Source organism: Rhodococcus aerolatus (assembly GCF_054783215.1).
Genome location: NZ_BAAGQZ010000052.1, coordinates 1 through 14,705, shown reverse-complemented (window position 1 = coordinate 14,705; position 14,705 = coordinate 1). Strand labels below are relative to the sequence as shown.

Genomic DNA, 14,705 nt, shown 5'->3' with positions numbered 1-14,705 from the left:
GTCGGGAGGGGGGCCGGGAGTTCCCGCTGTTCCCGGTCGGAAGCCGCGCTGACCTGCGGCGATGGGCTCACCAGGCTGAGAAGTTCCTGAGAGGTGCGCCGCCGGGGCACTCAGCCGGGGGCGGCGGTGTCGACGATCACCGTCACCGGCCCGTCCCCCGTGCTCGTCACGGCCATGTCGGCCCCGAAGCGTCCCGTCGCCACCACCAACCCCCGGCACCGCAGGTCGGCCACGACCGCCTCGACCAGCGGTCGCGCCTGCTCCGGCGGGGCGGCGGCGGACCAGGACGGGCGCCGCCCGCGGCGCGTCGCGCCCAGCAGCGTGAACTGGCTCACCACCAGCACCCCGGCCCCGGCCTCGGTCACCGAGACGTCGCCGCGCAGCAGCCGCAGCTCGGCGACCTTGCGGGCCACGTGGGCCACCTCGGCGCCGGTGTCCCCGCGGGCCACGCCGAGCAGCACCAGCAGCCCGGGGCCCGTGAGCTCGCCGACGACCTCGCCGGCCACCGCCACCGAGGCGGAGGTGACCCGGCTCAGCACCGCCCGCATCAGGCGGGCCGGACGACGCCGTGGCGCAGCAGCCCGGTCAGCAGCGTGCGCGCGGCCGCGGCCAGCTCCTGCGCCGGCTCGTCGTGGGCCAGCCCCAGCAGCCCCACCAGCTCACCCGCGGCCAGGCCGGACCCGGTGCCCAGCCCGCCGAGCAGCGCGGCGCCCAGCGCGTCGACCTCGTGGGACCAGCGGGGCCCGTCGGCGCGGTGCACCCGGACCACCTGCTCCTCCCACCCGCCGGGCCCCGCCGTGGCCACCCGCTCCAGGGCGGCCCCGGGGGCGAGCACCAGCGGGTCGTCGAGCACGTCGTGCTCCCGCACCCAGGCCAGCCGGGCCAGGTAGTCCCACGCCTCGTCGCCCAACGGGTCGTCGAACGCCTGGCGCAGGTCCTCGCAGAGCACGTCGGAGGCCTCGTCGGTGCGCCGCAGCGTGACGAACCCGAAGCCGACCCCCGCCACGCCCGCCCGCTCGAGGTGGGCCAGCCAGGCGTCGGCCCGGGCCGCACCGGCAGGGGTGCGCACGTCCACCCCGGCGTCGCGCAGCCAGGTGCCGACGTAGAGGGCCGGGTCGGCGACGTCGCGCTGGGCGACCCAGGCGTCGACCCCGTGCCCGGGCAGCCAGGAGCCCACCCGCTGCTCCCACGGCTGCTCCGCGGTGTGCACCCAGGCGGCCAGCAGCGAGGCGGTGCCCCCGGGGGCGAGGTGGTCCAGCGCGCCGCGCACGACCAGGGCGCTGGCCCCGTCGAGGTCCAGGCCGGAGTCGCGGTAGGTGTGCTCCACCCGCGGCGGGCCGACGACGAAGGGCGGGTTGGCCACGACCCGGTCGAACTGCCGGCCCGCGACCTCGTCGAACCACGACCCGCCGAGCAGCTCGACGTCGACCTCGTTGAGGGCGAAGCCGGCCGCGGCCAGCGCGCGGGCGCGGGGGCTGACGTCGGTGGCGGTGACCGAGCGGGCGTGGGCGGCGGCGTGCACGGCCTGCACCCCGCAGCCGGTGCCCAGGTCCAGCACCGTGCCCGCGGGGGTCGTGGGGGTGGCCCGCAGCAGCGAGAGCGACGCCTGCCCCACGCCGAGCACGTGCTCCCGGTCCACGGTCGACGCGCCCTCGCCCCGGTCGCGGGTGCGGCGCAGGTCCCCGTCGAGGTCGGAGAACAGCCACCGGGTGCCGCCCCCGGTGTCGAGCGGGCGCACGTCGAGCTCGGGCACCACCTCCTCGCCCCGGCGGCCGAGCAGCCCGGCGGCGACGGCCCGGTCCACCCCGAGCCCGGCCAGCGCGGCGTCCGCCTCGACCGCGGGCGTCGGCTCGCCGAGCAGCAGCAGCCGCACCAGCACCCCCAGCTCGCCCCCGTCGGCGCACGCCCGCAGCGCCGGCACCGCCTCGCCGCGGCCCAGCGCGGCGTGCGCGTCGGCGCCCAGCAGCGCCAGCACGCCGTCCGCGTCGTACCCGGTCCGCTCGAACACCGCCCGCAGCGGCGCCGCGACCGTCCCCACCTGCGGCAGTGCCGCCGCTGCCGCCCCCGGTGTTGTTCCCGTCCCCTCGGTGCTCATCGGCACATCGTCGCAGCGCCCGCGGGCCTGCGATCACGCGCGGGTGGTGGGACAGTAGGGCCATGTCAGTCGACGGATCGCCCCGCACGGGAGCCCAGTCCACGGCGTCAGACACCTCGGTGCCCCGCCCGGCGTCGGCGGCCTCGGCCGCCCGCCCCGTGCTCATCACCGGCGCGCAGCGCTCCTACGACGAGGAGCACCGCGCCCGGGTCAAGAAGTACTCCATCCTCATGGCCTTCCGGATCCCGGCGCTGGTCCTCGCGGCCATCGTCTACTCCGAGACCGGCACCTGGTGGATCCCGCTGCTCATCGTGCTGGCCTCGGTGCCGCTGCCCTGGATGGCCGTGCTCATCGCGAACGACAAGGAGCCGCTGCCGGACGCCAAGTTCCGCACGTACCGCTACGGCGCCGTGAGCACGCAGCCCGCGCTCACCGCTCCGGCGCAGCGGATGATCGTCGACGTCGACGACGAGCCGCTGGCGGCCCACGACGTCGAGGACGCCCGCCGGGAGCACCGCCCGGAGGTCTGAGCCGCAGCACGTCCCGCGCCCGTCGCACCGCAGCCCGCAGGGGCTGACCGGTCGGCGGGCGCTGGTGCATCATGGGCCGGTGACGCAGACGACCGTGATGCCGGACCAGGACACCCGCGAGAGGACCTCCGACGACGCCCCGGAGGTCTTCCACTACGTCAAGAAGAACAAGATCGCGGAGAGCGCGGTCATGGGCACCCACGTGGTCGCCCTGTGCGGCGAGGTGTTCCCCGTGACGAAGTCGGCCAAGCCCGGCTCCCCGGTGTGCCCCGACTGCAAGAAGATCTACGACGGGCTCAAGCCCGGCGGCGACGACTGACCCCTCGGACGACCGGCCCCGGCGGCGACCCTCAGGCCGCGCGGCGCTCGACGGTCCCGGGCGGCGGTGCCGGCGCCTCGGGACGGGGTGCTGCCGTCCGGGGTGGGGCGGGGCGGCGGCGCTGCTGCAGCTGGGCGTGGAGCTGGGCGGTGGAGACCTCGACCGTGCGGTGCCGCAGCGAGCGGTGCCCCGCCACCGGCCAGCGCTCCTCGACCGCGGCCGTCGCCTCGGCGCCCAGCACGATCGCGAAGCCGAGGAAGAACCCGAACAGCAGGAACGCGATCGGGGTCGCGAGCGCCCCGTAGGTGTAGCCGGTGCGCACCACCCACGCGAGGTAGACGCGGAGCACCTTGGTGGCGACGAGGAAGAACGCCCCCGCCACCAGGGCCCCCGGTGCGAGGCGCCGCCACGGCAGCGGGCGCGGCAGAGCCAGGCGGTAGAGCACCGTCAGCGAGACCAGCAGCCCCAGGCCCACCACCGGGTAGTAGAACGCCTGCGTCAGCCCGCTGACCTTGGCCTGCCACGCCGCCGGGAACAGCCGCGGCAGCACGGCCGGGCCGACCGCGATCGCGGGCAGCGCCAGCACGGCCACCCCCAGCCCGGCGGCGTAGACGCACAGCGCGAAGAGCCGCTGCCACACCGGGTGGCGCAGGTCGGTCTGGCCGTGGGCGCGGCAGATCGAGTCGACGAACGACGACACCGCCGACGAGCCGGCCCACAGCGAGAGCAGGAACCCCACCGAGACCACCTCGGGCCGGCCGCGCAGCAGCACGTCCGCCACCGTGGGCGCGATGATCTGCTCGGTCACCGCGGGGGAGAACACCGTGCCTGCCGCGGTGAGCAGCTTGCCCTGCACCAGCTCGGGGGTGCCCGCGCCGAACCAGTCGCCGACGTAGCCGATGCAGCCGAGCAGGCCCAGCAGCAGCGGCGGCAGCGACAGCGTCTGCCAGAACGCGCCCTGCGCGGACATCCCGAAGATGGAGTCGTCCCACGCCTTGGTGACGGTGCGCCACGTCACAGCCCGGACCGCGCGCAGCGCCGCGACCGGGGACCGCACCGCCCGGTGCACGTCCACGGCGGGGTCTCGGGGCACGGACGCGCTGCTCATGGCGGGCACAGCATGATCGGTGCGCCCGTCGGGGTGGGGGAGGTCAACCCTCGTGTCGTGGTCGAGGGTTCGCCCTGGCCCGGTCGCGGTGCCCGCCGGGCGGCCGGGGGTGTCCGCCGCCGGCGCTACCCTTGCCGTCGCGCCCCGGGCGCACGGGGTGCAGCGAGCCAGCAGGGCGGGGGGTAGGTCGGCGGTGGTGGCGGCGGACGCGGTGTCGGTCCCGGAGCCGGACGAGCGGCCGCTGCGGGCCTGGCAGCGCCGCGCGCTGACCCGCTACCTGACCACCCGGCCCAAGGACTTCCTCGCCGTCGCCACCCCCGGCGCGGGCAAGACCACGTTCGGCCTGCGGGTGGCCGCCGAGCTGCTCGCCGACCGCACCATCGAGCGCATCACCGTGGTCACCCCCACCGAGCACCTCAAGCACCAGTGGGCGCAGGCGGCCGCCGCGGCGGGCATCGCGCTGGACTCCCGGTTCTCCAACACCACCGGCTCCACCTCGCGGGACTACCAGGGCGTCGTCGTCACCTACGCCCAGGTCGCGGCCCACCCGACGCGGCACCGGGTGCGCACCGAGGGCCGCAACACCCTCGTCGTGCTCGACGAGATCCACCACGGCGGCGACGCCAAGAGCTGGGGCGAGGCCATCCGCGAGGCGTTCGAGCCCGCCACCCGCCGCCTGGCCCTGACCGGCACCCCGTTCCGCAGCGACGACTCCGCCATCCCGTTCGTGCGCTACGCGCCCGACGCCGAGGGGCTGAACCGCTCGGAGGCCGACCACAGCTACGGCTACAGCGACGCCCTCGCCGACGGCGTCGTCCGGCCCGTCGTCTTCCTCGCCTACAGCGGCGAGGCCCGCTGGCGGGACAACGCGGGCGAGGAGTTCACCGCCCGCCTCGGGGAGCCGCTGAGCCCCGAGGCGACCGCGCGGGCGTGGCGCACCGCGCTCGACCCCTCGGGGGAGTGGGTGCCCGCCGTCCTCCACGCCGCCGACACCCGGCTGACCCAGCTGCGCGCGGGCGGGGTCCCCGACGCGGGCGGGCTGGTCATCGCCACCGACCAGACGACCGCGCGGGCCTACGCCGCGCTGCTCAAGACGTTGACGGGGCAGGCGCCCGCGCTGGTGCTCTCCGACGACCCGGGCTCGTCGCGGCGGATCGCCGAGTTCGGGGCGAGCACCGACCGGTGGATGGTGGCCGTGCGGATGGTCAGCGAGGGCGTCGACGTGCCGCGCCTGGCCGTGGGGGTCTACGCCACCTCCGCCTCGACCCCGCTGTTCTTCGCCCAGGCGGTCGGCCGCTTCGTCCGCTCCCGGCGCCCGGGGGAGACGGCCAGCGTGTTCCTGCCCTCGGTCCCGGTGCTGCTCGACCTGGCCAGCCAGCTCGAGCGCCAGCGCGACCACGTGCTGGGCAAGCCGCACCGCGAGGCCGACGGCCTGGACGACGCGCTGCTCGCCGCCGCGAACCGCACCGAGGACGAGCCGGGGGAGGACGAGCGCTCCTTCCAGTCGCTGGGCGCCGAGGCCGAGCTCGACCACGTCATCTTCGACGGCTCCACCTACGGCACCGCCGTGTTCGCCGGCAGCGACGAGGAGCAGGACTACCTGGGGCTGCCCGGCCTGCTCGACGCCACCCAGATGAAGGACCTGCTGCGCCGCCGCCAGCAGGCGCAGCTGGCCGAGCGCAGCGCCAGCGCCGCCGACCCCGCGGCGGGGGACACCTCGACCGACCCGGCCCGTGACCACCGCAGCGCCTCGGCCGTGGCCGGGGAGCTGGCTGCGCTGCGCCGCGAGCTCAACGGCCTGGTCGCGATGCGCCACCACCGCACCGGTGCCCCGCACGGCACCATCCACGCCGAGCTGCGCCGCACCTGCGGCGGGCCGCCCACCGCCCTGGCCACCCTGGAGCAGCTCACCGAGCGGATCGCGACGCTGCGCCGGTGGTGACCGGGCCGGGTCGTCGTCGCGCCGGACCTCGGACGCACGACGGGCGGGTGACCACCGTGGTGGCCACCCGCCCGTCGGCGGTCAGGTCGTGCTACGCGGGCTGCTCGCCGCCCACCAGGGTGGCGTCCACCTCGCGGAGCTTCGCCTCGAACTCGGCGGCGTGGTGCCCGCAGAAGAGGAGCTCGCCGCCCGAGGGGAGGAGCGCACGGACGCGGGCGCTCGCGCCGCACCGGTCGCACCGGTCGGTGGCGGTGAGCTCTGGGCTGGTCAGGGTCCCGGTCATGACTTCTCCGTCCTGGCGTCCCGGAGGACACCTGTGTGGTGACAAGCCCTCAACACCCTCACTGGGTGCGATGCCTTGCACTCTGTCAGACGTCCGGCGAGCCCGCCGTGTTCCTCCGCGGCCCAGGACGTGTCGCAACCCACCGGTTACACCACCGACCCGCCGGGTCACGGCCGGGGCACGACGTGGCTGACCAGCGCGGACCCGGGGACGGGCGGGGGTGGGTGGCGCGGGTGCCCGCGCCGCTGGTGTTCGTCCTCGGCGGAATCTCGCTCTACGCCGGGGCGGCGGTCGGCGTGCTGCTGTTCGACCGGCTGCCCCCGGCCGGGGTGGCGTGGCTGCGCACCGTGGGCGCGGCGGTGGTGCTGCTCGCCTGGCGCCGGCCGGGGCGGGAGGCGTGGCGGGGCCGGCGGCTGCTGCTCGCCGGGGTCTTCGGCACCGTCACCGCGGGGATGAACGTGGTGTTCTACGAGGCGATCGCCCGCATCCCGCTGGGCACCGCGGTGGCCGTGGAGTTCCTCGGCCCCGTCGCGGTGGCGGCCGTCGGCTCGCGGCGCCCGCGCGACGGGGTGGCCCTGGGCCTGGCCGTCGCCGGGGTCGCGCTGATGGCGGACGTGCAGCTCACCGCCAGCCCGGCCGGCCTGGCGTTCATCCTGGCCGCGGCGGCGCTGTGGGCCGGCTACATCGTGCTGGGCAAGCGGGTGAGCGACGGCGGCAGCGGGCTGGACTCGCTGGCCGTGGGCATGGCCGTGGCCGCGGTGCTGCTGAGCCCGCTGGGCCTGGGCACGGGGCCGGCGTGGACGTCGCCGTCGCTGCTGGTGCTGGGCCTCGGGGTCGGTGTGCTCTCCTCCGTGGTGCCCTACGCGCTGGACCAGGTGGTGCTGCGCCGGGTCGGCCGCGCCCGCTTCGCCCTGCTGCTGGCGCTGCTCCCGGCCACGGCGACCGCCGTCGGGGTGCTGGTGCTGCGGCAGGTGCCCAGCCCGCAGGAGGCGGCCGGCATCCTCGCGGTGGTCGCCGCCGTCGCGGTGTCGGGCCGCTCGGCGCGCGCGGCCGCCGAGCCTGCACCAGGCTGACCGGGGTGACCTCCCCGACCGGCCCCGACCCCGTCAGCCCCGACGCCGTGCACCAGGTGATGCCGGAGCACCCCGTCCCGGACACCCCCGCGGCCGGGCCCCGTGCCGGGCACCTGCTGCACCTGCTGCCGGCCGACGACTGGGCCGCCGCACCGGACGGGGGCGAGCTGCGGCCTGCCTCGCTGGCGCAGCAGGGCTTCGTGCACCTCTCCACCGCCGAGCAGGTGGCGCTGCCCGCCACCCGGCTGTTCCGGGGCCGCGACGACCTGCTGCTGCTCGTCGTCGACCCCGACCTCCTCGGCGCCGAGGTGCGCTGGGAGCCGGGCCTGCCCTCCGACCCCGAGGAGATGCGGTTCCCGCACCTCTACGGCCCGCTGCCGTTCGACGCCGTCGTCGCCACCGTCGAGTACCGGCCGGACGCCGACGGCACGTTCTCGGCCCCGCAGGACCTGCCCGTCTGAGCAGCCCGCCGACGACGACGGCCCCCACCCGGTGCGGGTGGGGGCCGTCGCGTGCGTCGGGGGACTAGTCCAGGTAGTCGCGCAGCACCTGGCTGCGCGAGGGGTGGCGCAGCTTGGACATCGTCTTGGACTCGATCTGCCGGATCCGCTCCCGGGTGACCCCGTAGACCTGGCCGATCTCGTCGAGGGTGCGGGGCTGGCCGTCGGTGAGGCCGAAGCGCAGCCGCACCACGCCCGCCTCGCGCTCGGACAACGTCGCGAGCACCGACTGCAGCTGGTCCTGCAGCAGGGTGAACGACACCGCGTCCACGGCCACCACGGCCTCGGAGTCCTCGATGAAGTCACCGAGCTGGCTGTCGCCCTCGTCGCCGATGGTCTGGTCGAGGCTGATGGGCTCCCGGGCGTACTGCTGGATCTCCAGCACCTTCTCCGGGGTGATGTCCATCTCCTTGGCCAGCTCCTCCGGGGTGGGCTCGCGGCCCAGGTCCTGGAGCAGCTCGCGCTGGATGCGGCCGAGCTTGTTGATGACCTCGACCATGTGCACCGGGATGCGGATGGTGCGGGCCTGGTCGGCCATGGCGCGGGTGATGGCCTGCCGGATCCACCAGGTGGCGTACGTGGAGAACTTGTAGCCCTTGGTGTAGTCGAACTTCTCGACCGCGCGGATCAGGCCGAGGTTGCCCTCCTGGATGAGGTCCAGGAAGGCCATGCCGCGACCGGTGTAGCGCTTGGCCAGCGAGACCACGAGGCGCAGGTTGGCCTCGAGCAGGTGGTTCTTGGCCCGGTTGCCGTCCCGGGTGATCCAGGACAGGTCGCGCCGCATCGGGGTGGTGAGCTTCTCGCCCTTCTCGGCGATCTGCTTCATCCGCTCCACGGCGTAGAGCCCGGCCTCGATGCGCTTGGCCAGCTCCACCTCCTCCTCGGCGTTGAGGAGGGCGACCTTGCCGATCTGCTTGAGGTAGGCGCGGACGGAGTCGGCGGACGCGGTCAGCTCGGCGTCCTTGCGGGCCTGCCGCAGCGCCTCGGACTCCTCCTCGTCCCAGACGAAGTCGCCGGAGGCCTTGTCCTTCTCGCTGGGCTCCGCGACCTCCTCGTCCTTGTCGACGGTGACGGTCGCGCCGACGGCGACGACCTCGACGACGTCGCTCTCGGCCTCGAGGGCGTCGGAGTCGGGGCCTGCGTCGACCACCTCGGTGGCGTCGGCGGCGAGCGCCAGGTCACCGGCGGGGGTCGCGGCCAGGTCGACCACGTCGTCCCCGGCCGGCGCGGCCGCGGTCTTCTTCGCGGCCTTGGCCGGGGCCCTCTTCGCCGCCTTGGCGGGAGCCTTGGCCGGGGCCTTGGCGGCCTTCTTGGCCGGCGCGCGCTTGGTCGGGGCCTTCGTCGCGGCGGTGGTCGGGGGACCCCCGTCGGCGTCGGCGCTGCTGCTGGACCGCCCCGGCGTCGACGCCGGGGGCGCCTCGCTGGTCTGGCGGGTATCGGTGGCTGCCACGTACGCCCTTTCGCGCTGTCTTCGTGCGGCGTCACGCCCGACGGTCGGTCTGGGCGGAGAGGTCGTTCGGGTTGGCCCGGCTCTCGGCCTCGTCAGCACCGGACGCTCTCATTGTAACGACCCGCCGAGGTCCTGCGGTCGTCGTCGCGTCCGCGCAGCGCAGGCGTCGGGTGCGGGGTGCAGGTCAGGGCGCCACGCCGGTCGCGACGGCGAGCGCCGCGCCGACGATCCCGGCCGAGTTGCGCAGCTCGGCGGGCACCACCTCGGTGCGGTTCTCCAGCAGCGGGACCCACTTCTCCGACTTGCGGCTGACCCCGCCCCCGGCGATGAACAGGTCGGGCCAGAACAGGTCCTCCATGGCGCGCAGGTAGCGGGTGACCGCGGGCGCCCACTCCTTCCACGACAGGCCCCGGTTCTCCTTCACCGACGCCGCCGCGGAGTGCTCGGCGTCGTCCCCGTCGAGCTCGAGGTGGCCGAACTCGGTGTTGGGCACGAGCACCCCGTCGTGCATCACGGCCGAGCCGATGCCGGTGCCGAAGGTGAGCAGGATGAGCACCCCGTCCCGGTTGGCGCCCGCGCCGTAGCGGTGCTCGGCCAGGCCGGCCGCGTCCGCGTCGTTGAGCACGGTGACCTCGCGGCCCCCGAGCTCCGTGGCGAACAGCGCCCGGGCGTCGGTGCCGATCCAGGCCGGGTCGATGTTGGCCGCCGAGCGGGCCACGCCGGACTTGACCACGGCGGGCAGGGTCACCCCGACGGGACCCTCCCAGCCGAAGCGGGTGACGACCTCGGCGACGGTGGCGGCGATCGCGGCCGGGGTGGCCGGCTGCGGGGTGTCGATGCGCACCCGGTCCCCGACGAGCTCGCCGGAGCCCAGGTCGACCACCCCGCCCTTGATGCCGGAGCCCCCGACGTCGACACCGAAACCCTGTCCCGACACCGGTCCGGTGTGCGCCATGACGGTCCTCCTGCAGCGAGCTCGGGGGCCGCGTCGTCGCGACCGGTGTGCGCCAGACCCTAGTGGGGCACCGGGGCGTCCCGGGGGGAGCCGGGCCCACCCCGCCGCCGGGGCTCGGTGGGCTGTGCTCGGATGGTCCGGTGACCCGGACCCCCGCCACCCCCGACCACGCGACCCCCGACCCCGAGACCACCGACGAGCTGCGGGCCGTGGCGGTGGAGGTCGCCACCGCGGCCGCCGGGCTCGTCGCCCGCCGCCGCCGGGAGCTGTTCGGCCCCGGCGGCGGGGTGCCGGGGGGCTCCCTGGTGGCGACGAAGTCCAGCGCCACCGACCCGGTCACCGTGGTCGACACCGAGTGCGAGGCCTTCCTGCGCGAGCGGTTGGGGGCGGCGCGCCCGGACGTGCGGGTGCTGGGCGAGGAGGGGGGCGGCGACGCGGGCGACGTCGCGGGCCTGCGCTGGGTGGTCGACCCCATCGACGGCACCGTCAACTTCCTCTACGGCCTGCCCGGGTACGCCGTCTCGATCGGCGCCCAGCTCGACGGCCGCACGGTGGCCGGGGCCGTCGTCGACGTCCCCACCGGCGAGGTCTACGCGGCGGGCCTCGGCCGGGGCGCCACCCTCGACGGGGCACCGCTGCGCTGCTCCGCGGCCGACGACCTGGCCCTCGCGCTGGTCGGCACCGGGTTCGGCTACGACGCGGCCCGCCGCGCCCGGCAGGGCCGCCTGGTGGCCGGGGTGCTGCCGCGGGTCCGCGACGTGCGCCGGGGCGGCTCCGCCGCGCTGGACCTGTGCTCGGTGGCCGCCGGCCGGCTCGACGCCTACTACGAGCACGGCACGAACCCGTGGGACTGGGCCGCGGGGTCGCTCGTCGCGGCCGAGGCGGGGGCGGTGGTGCGGCTGCCCGACCCCGACGCGCTGGGCCGCACCGGCCAGCTCGTGCTCGCCGGCGCCCCGGGCGTGGTCGACGACCTCGGTGCGCTGCTGCTCGAGCTCGGCGCCGAGGACGTGGGCCGCAGCCGCTGGTGACGGGCTGCCCCGGGGGGCGGTCAGCAGGTGCCGGAGCGGGCCTGGGTGAGCTGGTCGGTGGTGGCGGTGCCGCCGGGCTGGCCGAGCGCGGTCAGCGCCGCGACCGCGGCCGCGTTGGGCTTGAGGTCGGCGAAGGCCGTGCCCAGGGCGAGGTCGACCCCGCCGTCGGGACGGGTGTCCTGCACCAGCTCCGCGCACGGCACGGCCAGGCCCAGGGTGCGGGCGGCGGCCGCCCCGGTGGGGCCGAAGCGGATCTGGCCGACGCAGGCCATGTTTTGGCTCGTGTAGACGGTGTCGTTGGCCGCGGGGTCGACCGGCGCCGGGGTGAACCCGTAGTCGGTGAGGTCGGCGGAGACCGTCGCGGCCTGGCCGCGCTGGCCGTTGGCGTTGAGCACCCGGACGAACACCTGCGACGGCGGCAGCGGGGCGACCGCGTCGAGCTGGGCCGGGTCGATGACCTGCCCGGGGGGCGTCGGCACCGGCGTGGGGGAGACGGCCGCACCGGGCGCGGCCGACGCGGGGGAGGGTGCCGGGCACGCCGTCGGCACCACCTCGCGGGCCCCGGACTCGAGGACCTTCGTCCACACCACCGCCACCGCGGCCACCAGGACCACCAGCACCAGCAGTGCCGGCCACCGCCGACGTCGGCGGTACGGCTTCACCGAGGGTCCCTCGGACCTGCCTCGCGGAGCAGAGATCGTGCCCACCGCCTCGTCGTCCCGTGCGCCCGCGGCCGTGCCCGTGGCGTCGGGGCCACTGTAGGAGAGCGACGGCCCAGGACCCCGCCGACGCCACCGCACACCCGCCCCCGGGACCGGGTGTGTCCGACGCCACACCGCCCGCCCGACAACCGCGCCGTCCGAGCCTCCCCCCGGTGCCGTGCCTGGGCTACCCTCTGCGCGCCACCCACCCTCACCCCGCACCGCAGCGCCGCACCCCGGGTTGTCCGCTGGTGGCGAACACACCCCCACGGGGGACCTCCCCGGGCACAACTCGGGGACACCACACGTTGTGCAGCCGCACCGGTCACGCGCCCGGGCCCCACCGGCCCGGCCCGCGCGACCGCGGGACCGCACCGGCCCCCCGACCCCCGGGTCGGCGGTCCCGGGAGGTACCGGCAGGACCCCGCCCACCGCGGGGCTCACGACCCAGGACGACAGGGGAGCACCCATGGCCACCGACTACGACGCCCCACGACGCACGGAGACCGACGACGTCTCCGAGGACTCCCTCGAGGAGCTCAAGGCACGACGCAGCGAGGCGCAGTCCTCCGCGGTGGACGTGGACGAGACCGACACCGCCGAGTCCTTCGAGCTGCCCGGGGCCGACCTCTCCGGCGAGGAGCTCTCGGTGCGGGTCGTGCCCAAGCAGGCCGACGAGTTCACCTGCTCGTCGTGCTTCCTGGTCCACCACCGCAGCCGGTACTCCGGCGAGCGGCGTGGGATGCCCATCTGCCGCGACTGCGCCGCCTGACCGCACCACCCGCTCCCGCTCCACGCCCGGCCCGCCCGGACCTCCCCCTCGGGGGCGGTCGACGGCGGGCCGTCGTCGTGCCGGGGTGTTGCCGGTGCCGGCCCGCTCAGCCGCCCGCGGACCCCGTGGGCGCACCGATCGCCGCGGCCAGCCGCTCGGGGTGGCGGGTGGACACCAGCCAGTACGGCGTGGGGTCGGCCGGGTCGTCGAGCACGACGAGCAGCATCGACCCGGCCCAGGAGCGGTGCTCCACGAACGCCATCGGGTCGAGCTGGCGGCCCAGGGCGGCGCGCGTCGCCGTGCGCGGCACCACCACGGTGCGCTCGACGACCGAGAGCGGCAGGTGCGCCTCGCCGACGCGCAGCTCGCCGTCGGTGACCGCGACCCGCAGCCAGCCCAGCCGCAGCAGCACCGCCCCGGCCAGCGGCAGCAGCACCACGTAGGGCAGCCAGGACAGCAGGCCCGGGGCGCCCATGTGCACCTCCGCGGCCAGCAGCCCGGCGACGAGGGCGCCGAACGGCCACCACCACCACGGCACCCACATCCGCTCGGAGTACCCGGTGCCCGGCTGCGCGGGTCGACGCGCCCCCGAGGAGGTGGTGGACGCGTCCGCAGGGTCGACCATGCGCTCGAGGGTAGTCTCGCCGCCCGTGCCCCACCCCGACCGCAGCGACGCCGACCCGGCCGTCCTGCAGGTCCGGGCACGCCGTCTCGACCGGGGGCTGCCCCTGCCGCGCCGGGCCCACCCGGGGGACGCGGGGCTCGACCTGCACGCGGCCCGCGAGGTCGTCCTCGCCCCCGGGGCCCGCGCCAGCGTGCCGACCGGGCTGGCCGTGGCGCTGCCCGCGGGGACCGTCGGGCTCGTGCACCCGCGCTCGGGGCTGGCGGCGCGCGCGGGGGTCACGGTGCTCAACGCGCCGGGCACCGTGGACGCGGGCTACCGGGGCGAGGTGGTGGTGACGCTCGTCAACCACGACCCGGCCGAGACCGTCACGCTGCGCCGGGGTGACCGCATCGCCCAGCTGCTGGTGCAGCGGGTCGAGACCGTCGAGCTCGTCGAGGTCGACGACGCGGACTGGCCGGGGGCCAGCGAGCGCGGCACCGCCGGGCACGGGTCGAGCGGCACCGCCGCGCACGGGGCAGGCACGGGGCCGGTGGCCCGCAGCAGCAGTGGAGGGTGGCAGTAGATGGTGTTCGGACGAGGCAGGCGCGGCCGCGACGGCGACGCGGGGGACGGCCCGGCGACCACGGACGGAGCCTGGGCCGAGGACGACGCTGCCGCCGCGGAAGCGGACGACCTCGGGCCGTGGGACGTCAGCGAGGTCGACGACGACGCCGACCCGGCCACGGTCCTCGACCTGGGCTCGGTGCGGGTGCCGATGCCCGAGGGCGGGCAGGTGCAGGTGGAGATGGACCCCGCCGGCGCGGTGCGCTCGGTCCACGTCGGCATGCCGACCGGTCGGATCACGGTGGCCGCGTTCGCCGCCCCGCGCAGCCCCGGGCAGTGGCGCGAGGTGGCCGGGGAGCTCGCCGCCCAGCTGCGCACCGACGGCGCCCAGGTCTCCATCGTCGACGGCCCGTGGGGCCGCGAGGTGCTCGGCGTCACCGCGACGACGAGCCTGCGCTTCCTGGGGGTGGACGGCCCGCGGTGGATGGTGCGCTGCGTGGTCGCCTGCGCCCCCGACGCCGACCCCGGGCTCAGCGCCACCGCCCGGGAGGTGCTGGCCGACACGGTCGTGGTGCGCGGCACCGACCCGCTGCCGGTGCGCACCCCGCTGCCGGTGGTGCTGCCCGAGCCGCTGGTGGCCCAGCTGCAGGCCGCGCAGGCGCAGGCGGCGCAGCAGGCGCCGGCGCAGCAGGCCGCGGCCGAGCGGTCCGCGGCCCCCCGCGACGCCTCCGCCGAGCCGCCGGTGGCCCGCCAGCCGGCCGACGGGTCGGCCCTGCAGCAG

General features: G+C 76.5%; 17 protein-coding genes. 9 read left to right on the top strand and 8 right to left on the bottom strand.

Annotated features, from left to right (window positions below; all coding sequences use genetic code 11):
• Positions 1-110 precede the first annotated feature (110 nt).
• Together dtd and ACYVOF_RS18995 are read right to left on the bottom strand one after the other, a co-directional pair.
• Complete coding sequence (gene dtd, locus ACYVOF_RS19000) at positions 111-548, bottom strand: D-aminoacyl-tRNA deacylase (protein ID WP_460869290.1); 438 nt, start codon at positions 546-548, stop codon at positions 111-113.
• A complete protein-coding gene (locus ACYVOF_RS18995; protein WP_460869288.1) occupies positions 548-2,095 on the bottom strand; it encodes a DUF7782 domain-containing protein in 1,548 nt (515 codons plus the stop codon). The genes dtd and ACYVOF_RS18995 overlap by 1 nt, the downstream gene beginning before the upstream one ends.
• Positions 2,096-2,157: 62 nt before the next feature.
• On the opposite strand from ACYVOF_RS18995, the gene ACYVOF_RS18990 reads away from it, so the two are divergent.
• Together ACYVOF_RS18990 and ACYVOF_RS18985 are read left to right on the top strand one after the other, a co-directional pair.
• A complete protein-coding gene (locus ACYVOF_RS18990; protein WP_460869286.1) occupies positions 2,158-2,625 on the top strand; it encodes a DUF3099 domain-containing protein in 468 nt (155 codons plus the stop codon).
• 97 nt (positions 2,626-2,722) lie between these two features.
• Positions 2,723-2,944 carry a DUF3039 domain-containing protein gene (locus ACYVOF_RS18985; RefSeq protein ID WP_460869430.1) on the top strand — a complete coding sequence of 74 codons (222 nt, stop codon included), beginning with the start codon at positions 2,723-2,725 and terminating at the stop codon, positions 2,942-2,944.
• A 31-nt stretch (positions 2,945-2,975) separates the two neighbouring features.
• Here ACYVOF_RS18985 and ACYVOF_RS18980 read toward each other — a convergent pair whose 3' ends face one another.
• Positions 2,976-4,052 (bottom strand): YihY/virulence factor BrkB family protein, encoded by a 1,077-nt coding sequence (locus ACYVOF_RS18980; RefSeq protein ID WP_460869284.1) that lies wholly within the window; start codon positions 4,050-4,052, stop codon positions 2,976-2,978.
• Between the two features lie 196 nt (positions 4,053-4,248).
• Between ACYVOF_RS18980 and ACYVOF_RS18975 the strand changes: the two genes are divergently transcribed.
• Positions 4,249-5,994, top strand: coding sequence for a DEAD/DEAH box helicase (locus tag ACYVOF_RS18975; RefSeq protein ID WP_460869282.1), 1,746 nt, complete (start codon positions 4,249-4,251; stop codon positions 5,992-5,994).
• A 91-nt stretch (positions 5,995-6,085) separates the two neighbouring features.
• Here ACYVOF_RS18975 and ACYVOF_RS18970 read toward each other — a convergent pair whose 3' ends face one another.
• Positions 6,086-6,277 (bottom strand): DUF7455 domain-containing protein, encoded by a 192-nt coding sequence (locus tag ACYVOF_RS18970; protein ID WP_460869280.1) that lies wholly within the window; start codon positions 6,275-6,277, stop codon positions 6,086-6,088.
• A gap of 185 nt (positions 6,278-6,462) precedes the next feature.
• Between ACYVOF_RS18970 and ACYVOF_RS18965 the strand changes: the two genes are divergently transcribed.
• Positions 6,463-7,350 (top strand): EamA family transporter, encoded by an 888-nt coding sequence (locus tag ACYVOF_RS18965; protein ID WP_460869278.1) that lies wholly within the window; start codon positions 6,463-6,465, stop codon positions 7,348-7,350.
• 59 nt (positions 7,351-7,409) lie between these two features.
• Entirely contained in the window at positions 7,410-7,811 is a 402-nt protein-coding gene (locus ACYVOF_RS18960) for a DUF952 domain-containing protein (protein ID WP_460869429.1), read from the top strand.
• A gap of 64 nt (positions 7,812-7,875) precedes the next feature.
• Here the strand turns inward: ACYVOF_RS18960 and ACYVOF_RS18955 are convergent, their stop codons facing one another.
• Positions 7,876-9,399 carry an RNA polymerase sigma factor gene (locus ACYVOF_RS18955; protein WP_460869276.1) on the bottom strand — a complete coding sequence of 508 codons (1,524 nt, stop codon included), beginning with the start codon at positions 9,397-9,399 and terminating at the stop codon, positions 7,876-7,878.
• An 85-nt stretch (positions 9,400-9,484) separates the two neighbouring features.
• Complete coding sequence (ppgK, locus tag ACYVOF_RS18950; RefSeq protein WP_460869274.1) at positions 9,485-10,255, bottom strand: polyphosphate--glucose phosphotransferase; 771 nt, start codon at positions 10,253-10,255, stop codon at positions 9,485-9,487.
• 140 nt (positions 10,256-10,395) lie between these two features.
• Here ppgK and ACYVOF_RS18945 point away from each other — a divergent pair, with 140 nt between their 5' ends.
• A complete protein-coding gene (locus ACYVOF_RS18945) occupies positions 10,396-11,283 on the top strand; it encodes an inositol monophosphatase family protein (RefSeq protein WP_460869272.1) in 888 nt (295 codons plus the stop codon).
• A 20-nt stretch (positions 11,284-11,303) separates the two neighbouring features.
• On the opposite strand, the gene cei is transcribed toward ACYVOF_RS18945, so the two are convergent.
• Entirely contained in the window at positions 11,304-11,945 is a 642-nt protein-coding gene (gene cei / locus ACYVOF_RS18940) for an envelope integrity protein Cei (protein WP_460869270.1), read from the bottom strand.
• A gap of 508 nt (positions 11,946-12,453) precedes the next feature.
• Between cei and ACYVOF_RS18935 the strand changes: the two genes are divergently transcribed.
• On the top strand, positions 12,454-12,756 hold the full coding sequence (locus ACYVOF_RS18935) for a DUF4193 domain-containing protein (protein WP_460869268.1): 303 nt from the start codon (positions 12,454-12,456) through the stop codon (positions 12,754-12,756).
• Between the two features lie 106 nt (positions 12,757-12,862).
• Here ACYVOF_RS18935 and ACYVOF_RS18930 read toward each other — a convergent pair whose 3' ends face one another.
• A complete protein-coding gene (locus ACYVOF_RS18930; protein WP_460869266.1) occupies positions 12,863-13,381 on the bottom strand; it encodes a DUF3093 domain-containing protein in 519 nt (172 codons plus the stop codon).
• Between the two features lie 25 nt (positions 13,382-13,406).
• On the opposite strand from ACYVOF_RS18930, the gene dut reads away from it, so the two are divergent.
• Positions 13,407-13,943 carry a dUTP diphosphatase gene (gene dut / locus ACYVOF_RS18925; protein ID WP_460869265.1) on the top strand — a complete coding sequence of 179 codons (537 nt, stop codon included), beginning with the start codon at positions 13,407-13,409 and terminating at the stop codon, positions 13,941-13,943.
• On the top strand, positions 13,944-14,705 hold a 762-nt coding region (locus tag ACYVOF_RS18920), incomplete at its 3' end, for a DUF3710 domain-containing protein (RefSeq protein ID WP_460869263.1).

Bases quoted from the DNA above. Each gene is read 5' to 3' on its own strand.
- ACYVOF_RS18980 (WP_460869284.1), bottom strand. From the start codon at position 4,052: ATGAGCAGCGCGTCCGTGCCCCGAGACCCCGCCGTGGACGTGCACCGG.
- ppgK (WP_460869274.1), bottom strand. From the start codon at position 10,255: ATGGCGCACACCGGACCGGTGTCGGGACAGGGTTTCGGTGTCGACGTC.
- ACYVOF_RS18930 (WP_460869266.1), bottom strand. From the start codon at position 13,381: ATGGTCGACCCTGCGGACGCGTCCACCACCTCCTCGGGGGCGCGTCGA.
- ACYVOF_RS18935 (WP_460869268.1), top strand. From the start codon at position 12,454: ATGGCCACCGACTACGACGCCCCACGACGCACGGAGACCGACGACGTC.
- ACYVOF_RS18990 (WP_460869286.1), top strand. From the start codon at position 2,158: ATGTCAGTCGACGGATCGCCCCGCACGGGAGCCCAGTCCACGGCGTCA.
- dtd (WP_460869290.1), bottom strand. From the start codon at position 548: ATGCGGGCGGTGCTGAGCCGGGTCACCTCCGCCTCGGTGGCGGTGGCC.
- ACYVOF_RS18985 (WP_460869430.1), top strand. From the start codon at position 2,723: ATGCCGGACCAGGACACCCGCGAGAGGACCTCCGACGACGCCCCGGAG.
- ACYVOF_RS18960 (WP_460869429.1), top strand. From the start codon at position 7,410: ATGCCGGAGCACCCCGTCCCGGACACCCCCGCGGCCGGGCCCCGTGCC.
- ACYVOF_RS18995 (WP_460869288.1), bottom strand. From the start codon at position 2,095: ATGAGCACCGAGGGGACGGGAACAACACCGGGGGCGGCAGCGGCGGCA.
- ACYVOF_RS18970 (WP_460869280.1), bottom strand. From the start codon at position 6,277: ATGACCGGGACCCTGACCAGCCCAGAGCTCACCGCCACCGACCGGTGC.